We start from the raw sequence: 340 nt of genomic DNA on the forward strand, positions 1-340 counted from the left end.
CCGGCCCGCGTGGACGGCGTCCCGGCCGTGGTGGTCGGCGGTCCCGGCGCTCCGGGTGGTCCTGGTGCCACCGGCGCGGCGGGCGCGGCGGGCGCGGCAGACTCGCCGGTCGCCGGTTCGGTCGCCCCGGCCCGCGTGGAGGGCGTCCCGGTCGTGGTGGTCGGCGGTCCCGGCGCTCCGGAGGGTCCTGGTGCCACCGGCGCGGCGGGCGCGGCAGACTCGCCGGTCGCCGGTTCGGTCGCCGGTTCGGTCGCGCCGGCCCGCGTGGAGGGCGTCCCGGCCGTGGTGGTCGGCGGTCCCGGCGCTCCGGGGGGTCCTGGTGCCACCGGCGCGGCGGGCG

Annotated in this window: 1 pseudogene; it reads left to right on the plus strand. The window is 83.5% G+C overall.

From position 1 onward, the window contains the following. Window positions 1–340, plus strand: a pseudogene (locus KUM03_RS24885) (hypothetical protein); the annotation flags it as partial.

The organism is Streptomyces sp. AC602_WCS936, from assembly GCF_019049125.1.
Lineage (GTDB): Bacteria > Actinomycetota > Actinomycetes > Streptomycetales > Streptomycetaceae > Streptomyces.